This window comes from Caballeronia arationis, assembly GCF_001544975.2.
Taxonomy (GTDB): Bacteria; Pseudomonadota; Gammaproteobacteria; order Burkholderiales; family Burkholderiaceae; genus Caballeronia; species Caballeronia arationis.
In genome coordinates this window covers 1-7691 of record NZ_FCOG02000202.1, presented here as the reverse complement: position 1 = coordinate 7691, position 7691 = coordinate 1, and the positions used below count along the sequence as shown (strand labels likewise).

Genomic DNA, 7691 nt, shown 5'->3' with positions numbered 1-7691 from the left:
GAAATTGCGTTTCGGGGCTACTCTGCGTGGCCTCATTAGGCCGACCATCCCCGGCTCGATTACGCCGATCCGTGACAACGGCAATTAGGCAGTGGAAATAGTCGCCCGCAAATAGGGCTAGCGCGAGGCCTAGCGACGCATCATTCAGAAGACGGCGCTTTCCGATGATCGATTTCGGCCATGCCATAAGCGAATGCATAGCGCACAGCGCCTAACGAGCTCGCGAATGATCCCAGCACCCCACTGCGGTGTTGAACGCCGCTCGGATCGCGGACAATTAGCGTCGCCGAATACATCTCGCGGTCTGTTACCGCGATCGCGCTAAGCAAATGTCCCTTGTACGTGACATCGTTCATATGAAGCATTGTCGTTCACCCTCAGGTTCTGTGGCTGCCAGTCAGTGCTCTTTGGCACCTCGGTACGCCGTAGGATGTTTATCCATATGGCAGGTAAGAATAACCGCTCAATTTTGTCCGAAGTGCATTTTTAACTTTGTTACAGTTATTCGTAAATCGCATAAATTAGACAAAACTGCACAAAGTTACCACTATGTGATGGCGAGGTTTGCACCGATCGCAGAGACAGATGCTTTGATGCTTTTCTGTCTGCTGCGCGTCATGCAGCAGGCTGACACCGTCGCAAGAAGATGGCGATGCCCGAGTGCGGTACCAGCTTCGACCCTGTAACATGCGGTTCGGAGTCCAAATTAATGTATTTTGTCGCGGTATCGTTTTGGGGTTAAAATTTGGTTATTGGCGATTACAAGAGAGGGGGCGCCGCGTGGCTGAAGAATTTGCGGCTGACGACGAAGCGGACGCGTTCTCCGATGCGAAGGTCGCGCGGATCGTGCTCGCGCTCGATCGGGCCATCACACAGCGCCGCCGTGCAGGCGCAATGAGCCACATTGTGGAAGGGCGACCGGTGCCGCTATCGGTCAAGCCGACTCGCATTGAGCTGGCGATATTGACCGCGCTAGCGCAGATCTATGGATCGGCGGTAGTGAACCATCCCGATTTCACGTCAGTGGTCGACAACATCGCGGAATGCGGTGCTGTGGTGCTGGTGCAGCGGGTGCTGTGGGGTGAGCGGCCTGATGACGTAAGGCTCGCCGCGCGCTTGCTTGATGCGCGCATCCCGTTCGAGATCCTGTGCGGTACCTGGCCCGAGGTGTTCTTGGCGCAGGCGCAGGCGGGGTTGCAAGAGTTCAGGCCGAAGCCGCCGATGGGATTGGACGGCGAGCAGGGCTCCGATGACTGAGCGCCAGCGCTTCTCGAACGAGGCCCGCCCGAAAATGCTCACTATCGGACGCGGCTATTCGACCAACGATTTCACGGCCCTGAGCGCGCATGTGCAGCGCATCCCGCCGGCCGTATGGTCCGCACCGACTACGGTAGGCCGCGACTCCCAGCTTCTTCAAACCGACGGCCGAGCAGTAAGCCCGTAGTGGCAACACAAAGCGGCGTACGACCTGAAAGCGAACGCTTACGCCGGCGCCGGCAAGACATCGAAGCTCCGACTGGTCGCCCATCAACTCGCTGGGTCAACGAGAACTCCCGACGCCGCGCACCTTGGCCCAACAGCATGTACACCATTCATGAGCCGAAGCGTCTCAGTTGGGCCCGCGACGACCGCACATATCAAAAGTCTGTGTCCGTCCGCTGGGCGAAGGCCGATACGATCATTCTCTCCAGTCGCTCAACGGCCGTCGTCACCACACCGAGCCGCACTTCCCTCAACTGACGGTCGTGCTCATTGATTACAGAGGGCAGCGGTTCGAGCAGTGTGTCCGGCACATTCCAGTCGCCGGTCGCCGCTCCGCGATCCAAAAGCGCGAGTACTCCACGTTCGACTTCCTTAACGAATGACAAATCGAGCAGCCCGTGCCCTGCTTCTGTTATGAAACCGGTAAGCAGCACTGCTTGTGCAACTGTCTTGACTCCCTCGGTGTTGCTCGCTGGCCGCGCATGGCCTCAAATGCAAGGCGCGATTGTAGACACATTGCATCCGAATCCCGCCGAGGCATCGGCAGGAACTGCATTTTAGAGTTCGTGCGTGGACGTTTTGCCGGCTTACGTTTTTTCGTGGTCGGCATGACGGTATCAGAGATCAACTAGGGGAGGTTATCAAGCTGTAAACGCACGGGAGTGCTATTTAAGTACTACCGGCTTCGAGTCGTCCGAATTGGCTGGGGTGGATGGGCTTAATGTGTTCTGATACAGCGCCCAAGCTACCGCAGGCACTGCCGTGTTGGCTTTGGCTAGCCATGCTGCCCGTTCCAATTCCGTTAGCGAACTCCACCACGCCCATACCGCGCGCTTCGTCTTCGGTCGGTACCTGGCCGCCATTCGCCGCCTCCTTTTTCCTAAACTGGATGCCGTCACTGCGGATCACGAAGGTGAAGCGCACGGCCTGGTCCGCCCCAAAAAGAAGCCCGCCGAGGCGGGCAAGGAGTATGCACGTCCCCCGCTCAGAGAAGACGCATGCATAGCGTAGCGCTAAATCGAGACGGACGAAAGAGGGCCCGCGCAGCGGCGGGACAAGATCATGTTCCACAACGCGTCCCCGAGACCAGAGGACGCATCTCCGACGCAGCAAAAAGAAAGCCCGCCGACAGGGGGCGGGCGAACCATCGCGCTGACTCGCGAGGGGACCAATCTATGTTGTAGCAGGGCCGCCGCGCAATGCAAGGCGTATCGACCTATCTTATATGCACAAGTCCGATGCACACAGGCCAATCGCGGGGCTATGCACAACCGCTAACTACTTAACCACTGAAGGGAGAACCTGAGGGGGCTCCCGAGATCCGAAAGATCGGGACCGGCCGATTAGCATCGGAGCCCAACGCTAGAGTTTTAACATTCCGCGTTCTATGCTTTTCCAATCGATGAGAGCAGTATCGCGAGCAACTCCCCGGTGCACTATTGGGCTCAAGCGCGAATGATTCCGCCCTTGGTTGTGGCAATGGTATGAGCACAGTAGCCCGCCCCGCGGGCAGTCTTCTCCTCACATTATTTCTACAAGTGGAGCTCGGTCATGTCAATCAAACATCGGTTTGCCGCGGAAATGCTTGGTACCTTTTGGCTGGTGCTCGGCGGCTGCGGAAGCGCTGTACTGGCTGCCAAATTTCCCGGAACCGGGATAGGCTTTGCCGGTGTGTCGCTTGCCTTTGGCTTAACCGTTTTGACCATGGCCTACGCCATCGGCCACATCTCAGGAGCGCATCTGAATCCCGCGGTCAGTGTCGGACTTACGGTAGCCGGTCGGCTTCCCCTTCGTGACTTGGGCCCATATATCATCGCGCAGGTGTTGGGAGGAATCATTGGAGCAATCGTGCTCTACGTCATCGCGAACGGAGCGCCTGGATACGATGTTACGGCGAGCGGTTTCGCGACAAACGGTTACGGCGTGCATTCGCCGGGACATTACTCTTTGCTGGCAGCCCTCGTATGTGAAGTGGTGATGACGTTCTTCTTTGTATTCGTTATTCTCGGCGCCACAGATGGTCGTGCCATTTCTGGATTTGCTCCGCTCAGTATTGGCCTGTGCCTCACACTCATTCACCTGATCTCCATTCCGGTGACGAATACCTCGGTGAATCCAGCACGTTCAACAGGGCCCGCATTAATCGTTGGCTGGGGGGCGCTGTCCCAGTTGTGGCTTTTCTGGGTCGCGCCACTGATCGGTGCATCCATTGCGGGCTTTCTTTATCCGAAGCTTTTCCCCGAAACCCATGTCGCAGTCGCCCCCGGACCGCTGGCCATCGACGCTCCGTAGCGGCAAGAGGGCGATATCTCAACGGGCAGATACGTGCTCGCGTCGCTGATCGGTCGCCTTGGCACGCGTCACGGTCTCACGATTTCTGTCATCGCAGCCAACGCGGCTTAGTGCTCCACAGTAAGACTGAATGCGCCGAAATTCGCGGACAGCGCAAGTTACGATGAAATTCGATCCCCCATATTCTCAAGTTTACTGTAATCAGGCGATGAGCGAATCCGGTGGACATTCGGCGGCGGTGTCGGGTAGGCAGCGCGTCGCACGCGGTCATCCTGATGGCAACGCATCGTGCAAACGCAACACTCGCCGATTTTCTAAGGCAATACTCTTTTCAGACGACCTTGCGAGACGGGCCTCTGAAAGGCGATGCGAGAGAGGTGCCAACTTATACTTCAGTTCAACGAGCCAGCCGCCACGGGAGAAGGGCACGCGCGCCAAGGTGGCGAGCATCAGGTGTGTCGCGTCGATCAGCGGAGCGGAGTTCACTCGCGTGGCAGCCTGGCGCTGACGTAAGCGAGCCTCGCCCGGCCGAAGGCTTCCTTTCCAATCGTATTTCCGTCGCAGCCGAGCGCAGAAATGCTCGAAATCATCCATCGCGGTGTGCCCGTGATCGCTTGACTCTACGGCCGAGCTTCTAGGACGTTCGCCAGCATCTGATCAGCCTTTGCGTACACATTAGTCCCGTCTCCATTGCCTAGGGAAAGGCACGATGGCCTCTAGGAGCGATCGTTCTTCCGTACAGTCCGAGCTAGTCCATTATTGGTCTCCGTGACATTGGACCTAAGTCCTATGCCCGCTAGCCTGCGTTAGGCCTATTCTTCTCTGCACGTAGTTTTCGGAGATTGGGGAGATTGTCATGACAACGTCAACGGCCTGAGTAGGCAGGGCGGCCCCATTCGGCTGACTTGCACCGTACCTTCGATTTTGGGCCAGTTTCGTACGACCTTTCAGAGCAAAAAGGCTTACCGCTGCGACGCAAAGATTGAATCGCCTGCGCGCTTGGATGCGCGAAATCCAACTGGAGGTAAAAAATGAGACCGTTACTGCTTTTCGTCGTAACCGTTGCTGTTTCAGCCTGTGCCAGTCAACCGATGCCGCCGAGCGCGCAACCGGTCGGAGAAAGCCAGCAACCGGCCTCCACAGTCGCGCAATGCATCGCTCAGAAATGGGCAAACCAGTCGCAACAGCAAGTCATGTCGCAGGTCGTTTTGGCGAACAACCAGGCGATGGACGTCTATGTTCCGGGTCAGCAGCCTCCGAATGGCGCAGCCGCTCTCGTGCGCCCGTCGTGGACGGGTAATAGCAAAACATGGGTCGGTTTGCGAGCGGGCAGCGGGGGCGGCAACCCCAGCGGCGATATTGGCGGCTGCCTTTAGGCAACGCATCATTCTGCGTTACTTCGTTGTTTCGGTAGATGCGGGCAACCAATGCCGGTGAGTCAGGCGCAAATCTGCCGAACTTCAATTGAGGAGAGTCTCATGCATCGCCGTACCTTCTTCTTTTCGTTGACCGCCATCGCCCTGGCAAGCTCGCTGGCCGCTTGCGGGTCGACCTCGAATCCGACGGAAGCGGCGAACAAGCGCCAGGAAATCGATGCCGGCGTCGATGGCGCCCTCAACAAGCTGTACAGTGCGACGCCAGGCGCGCGGGAACAGGGCAGCAAGGCCAAGGGCATCCTTGTCTTTCCGTCGGTGATCGCGGCAGGCCTCGTAGTCGGCGGCGAATATGGGGAAGGCGCTCTGCGCGCAGGAGGTACGTCCATCGGCTATTACAAGACCAGTACCGCCTCGTTCGGCTTGCAGATCGGCGCCCAGTCCAAGGTCGTGGTCCTGATGTTCATGACCCAGGACGCGCTCGATAAATTCAGAACGAGCGACAAGGGCTGGACAGCCGGCGTGGATGGCTCGGTGGCGGTGGCGAAGTCGGGCGCCAACGGTGCGCTCGACACCGCGACGACGAATGCGCCCATCGTCGGTTTCGTACTGACGAACTCCGGCCTGATGGCCAATCTTAGCTTCGAAGGCACCAAGGTTAGCAAGCTCGGCATTTGACACCGGGGCCGCAGAGCATACCCCGGGCGTCGCGAGCACGCGCGAGTTCTACGACTCTGGCGATAGACCGTGCGTCGAGCTTGCGCGCTAGTCGCGCGTGGCTCTGGAGCCCGCTGAAGGAGTGGCGGCTTCGTCGGAGAGCTTGGGGCTTAGTTGCGGGACGGTAGTCTTGCCTTCGCTCGAGCCAGGAGATGAGGACGGCACGACCACCGCCGGCGTGGTCGGCGCTAGCGCGGCACCGACAAGGAATCCAGTGGACGTTAGGAAAATCGCGGCGGACAACACAAAGGCCATTTAGTGCGCCTCTTCGGTGCCGGTGACTTGGGCGACGACCGGCCCGTTCGTTTTCTGACTTCTACATCGTAGATCAAAATCGACTGCGGCACCGTCTTCTACGACGAACACCAACGTGGCGGCAGAGGGTGCCGGGACGGTGTTGGCCGGCTTCGGCACTCAGAGAGAGCCTGAATAGATTTGGCCTCGGGGACCTCGAATTCCGCGTCATCTCGTCATCTCGTGGGAAGCAGCATCGAGATCCGACGGCGCGGATTCCCACGCACTTCGAGGTTAGCGAGAGGTCGCCATCTCAAAATGAATGTGGTGCGCCGGATTCGGGATCCACTCTGGTTGAGGTGAGGTCCGGCGGTCGATCTCTGCCATTCCGTAAGAAAGGGCGAAGCGCTGGGCCTCAAGCGGGCAAGGAAAGTCGCCGAGCACGCCAGTAGCGCGCCGAACGCCGTCGGGCGCGCCGATGATTAGCATCGCTGCAAACATGTTGTCGTCTTGGGCGATGACCGGAATTAATGAGTAACCCTTGTATGTGAGTTCGGTCACTGGGGCGATGATCATCTCTCAGACTGCCCAGCGGTATTGCCACTGACGACATGCATTTATTATCGAAAAAAATAACCTACATGTAAAGTCTTATTGCAGACATAATTACCTGGTGTCGGGTGGCCACAACGCTTGGTGAGCGTCTCCTCCGAAAGTTATTAGAACAAAGGTACCGCCGTACCTCCGGGGGCTCCGCAGAACAAGGGGTTCTCCGGATAGGGCGCAGCTGTGGAAAACGGGTCCAGTGGGTCTTCTTTGAAACATCCAGGTGAGATTGTCCTCGGGCGATCGGCAGAGACATTCAGGTTTCTAGCAGCAGACTAAAGAAATCGGAAGGGATGCCGTTGTAAACAATTTAGACGGTCACCATTCCCCCCGGCGTCAGAATAGTTGTCGTGTTATCTGATTCTTATAGACATGGTCCGGGGGCGGTAAAATCGGAATGGATGAAGCCCTACTCAGCAGAAAGAAAAGAATCGCTGGTGCGCCGTATGATGCCGCCAGAAAATGCGCTGGTTTCGGCGCTGGCCAGAGAAACGGGGATTACAGAACAGACGTTGTACATGTGGCGCCGACAGGCCAAGGGCCGAGGAGTCGCAGTGCCGGGTGACGGGAAGAATCCCGAAAGTTGGTCTTCGGAAGACAAGTTTGCGGTGGTGCTGGAAACCGCGCCGCTCAATGCATCGGAGTTGGCCGAGTATTGCCGCCGCAAAGGTCTTTATCCCGAACAGATCGCGGCGTGGCGGGCTGCTTGCCAGGCGGCCAACGCGAATGCTGCCGAGCAGGCGCGCGAGCAGCGCCATCAGTCGAAAGACGACAAGAAACGCATCCAGCAACTTGAGAAGGAATTGCAGCGCAAGGAGAAGGCGCTGGCGGAAGCGGCTGCGTTGCTGATTCTGAGAAAAAAATCTATGAATTAATAAGGACCTCCGAGCCGGCGGGGCTATCGCGACGCTATGTCACGATAGTCTTCCCACCACCAGGCGAAGGAGAGCGACATGGACAGGATTGCCCGTATCGGTGTTGATCTGG

At 58.0% G+C, this 7691-nt stretch carries 9 protein-coding genes and 1 pseudogene; 5 read left to right on the top strand and 5 right to left on the bottom strand.

Annotation, left to right across the window (positions count from 1 at the left end; translation table 11 throughout):
- Nucleotides 1-140 precede the first annotated feature (140 nt).
- Nucleotides 141-356 carry a hypothetical protein gene (locus AWB81_RS38810; RefSeq protein WP_062643478.1) on the bottom strand — a complete coding sequence of 72 codons (216 nt, stop codon included), beginning with the start codon at nucleotides 354-356 and terminating at the stop codon, nucleotides 141-143.
- A 424-nt stretch (nucleotides 357-780) separates the two neighbouring features.
- On the opposite strand from AWB81_RS38810, the gene AWB81_RS38805 reads away from it, so the two are divergent.
- Nucleotides 781-1257 carry a hypothetical protein gene (locus tag AWB81_RS38805; RefSeq protein ID WP_062643476.1) on the top strand — a complete coding sequence of 159 codons (477 nt, stop codon included), beginning with the start codon at nucleotides 781-783 and terminating at the stop codon, nucleotides 1255-1257.
- A gap of 380 nt (nucleotides 1258-1637) precedes the next feature.
- Here the strand turns inward: AWB81_RS38805 and AWB81_RS38800 are convergent, their stop codons facing one another.
- Nucleotides 1638-1916 (bottom strand): hypothetical protein, encoded by a 279-nt coding sequence (locus AWB81_RS38800; protein WP_062643473.1) that lies wholly within the window; start codon nucleotides 1914-1916, stop codon nucleotides 1638-1640.
- A 235-nt stretch (nucleotides 1917-2151) separates the two neighbouring features.
- Nucleotides 2152-2406, bottom strand: coding sequence for a hypothetical protein (locus AWB81_RS45300; protein ID WP_143753512.1), 255 nt, complete (start codon nucleotides 2404-2406; stop codon nucleotides 2152-2154).
- A 627-nt stretch (nucleotides 2407-3033) separates the two neighbouring features.
- Between AWB81_RS45300 and aqpZ the strand changes: the two genes are divergently transcribed.
- Nucleotides 3034-3774, top strand: a complete 741-nt coding sequence (gene aqpZ, locus AWB81_RS38790; RefSeq protein ID WP_062643469.1) for an aquaporin Z — start codon at nucleotides 3034-3036, stop codon at nucleotides 3772-3774.
- A gap of 267 nt (nucleotides 3775-4041) precedes the next feature.
- Here aqpZ and AWB81_RS45295 read toward each other — a convergent pair whose 3' ends face one another.
- A complete protein-coding gene (locus AWB81_RS45295; RefSeq protein WP_143753511.1) occupies nucleotides 4042-4368 on the bottom strand; it encodes a hypothetical protein in 327 nt (108 codons plus the stop codon).
- Between the two features lie 437 nt (nucleotides 4369-4805).
- Between AWB81_RS45295 and AWB81_RS38785 the strand changes: the two genes are divergently transcribed.
- Nucleotides 4806-5150: a hypothetical protein gene (locus AWB81_RS38785; protein ID WP_087135501.1), complete on the top strand. Its 345-nt coding sequence runs from the start codon at nucleotides 4806-4808 to the stop codon at nucleotides 5148-5150.
- Between the two features lie 102 nt (nucleotides 5151-5252).
- Nucleotides 5253-5825 (top strand): BPSL1445 family SYLF domain-containing lipoprotein, encoded by a 573-nt coding sequence (locus AWB81_RS38780; RefSeq protein ID WP_062643467.1) that lies wholly within the window; start codon nucleotides 5253-5255, stop codon nucleotides 5823-5825.
- 567 nt (nucleotides 5826-6392) lie between these two features.
- On the opposite strand, the gene AWB81_RS38775 is transcribed toward AWB81_RS38780, so the two are convergent.
- Nucleotides 6393-6674, bottom strand: a complete 282-nt coding sequence (locus tag AWB81_RS38775) for a hypothetical protein (RefSeq protein WP_062643465.1) — start codon at nucleotides 6672-6674, stop codon at nucleotides 6393-6395.
- A 431-nt stretch (nucleotides 6675-7105) separates the two neighbouring features.
- Here AWB81_RS38775 and AWB81_RS38770 point away from each other — a divergent pair.
- Nucleotides 7106-7567, top strand: a pseudogene (locus AWB81_RS38770) (transposase); the annotation flags it as partial.
- Nucleotides 7568-7691 lie beyond the last annotated feature (124 nt).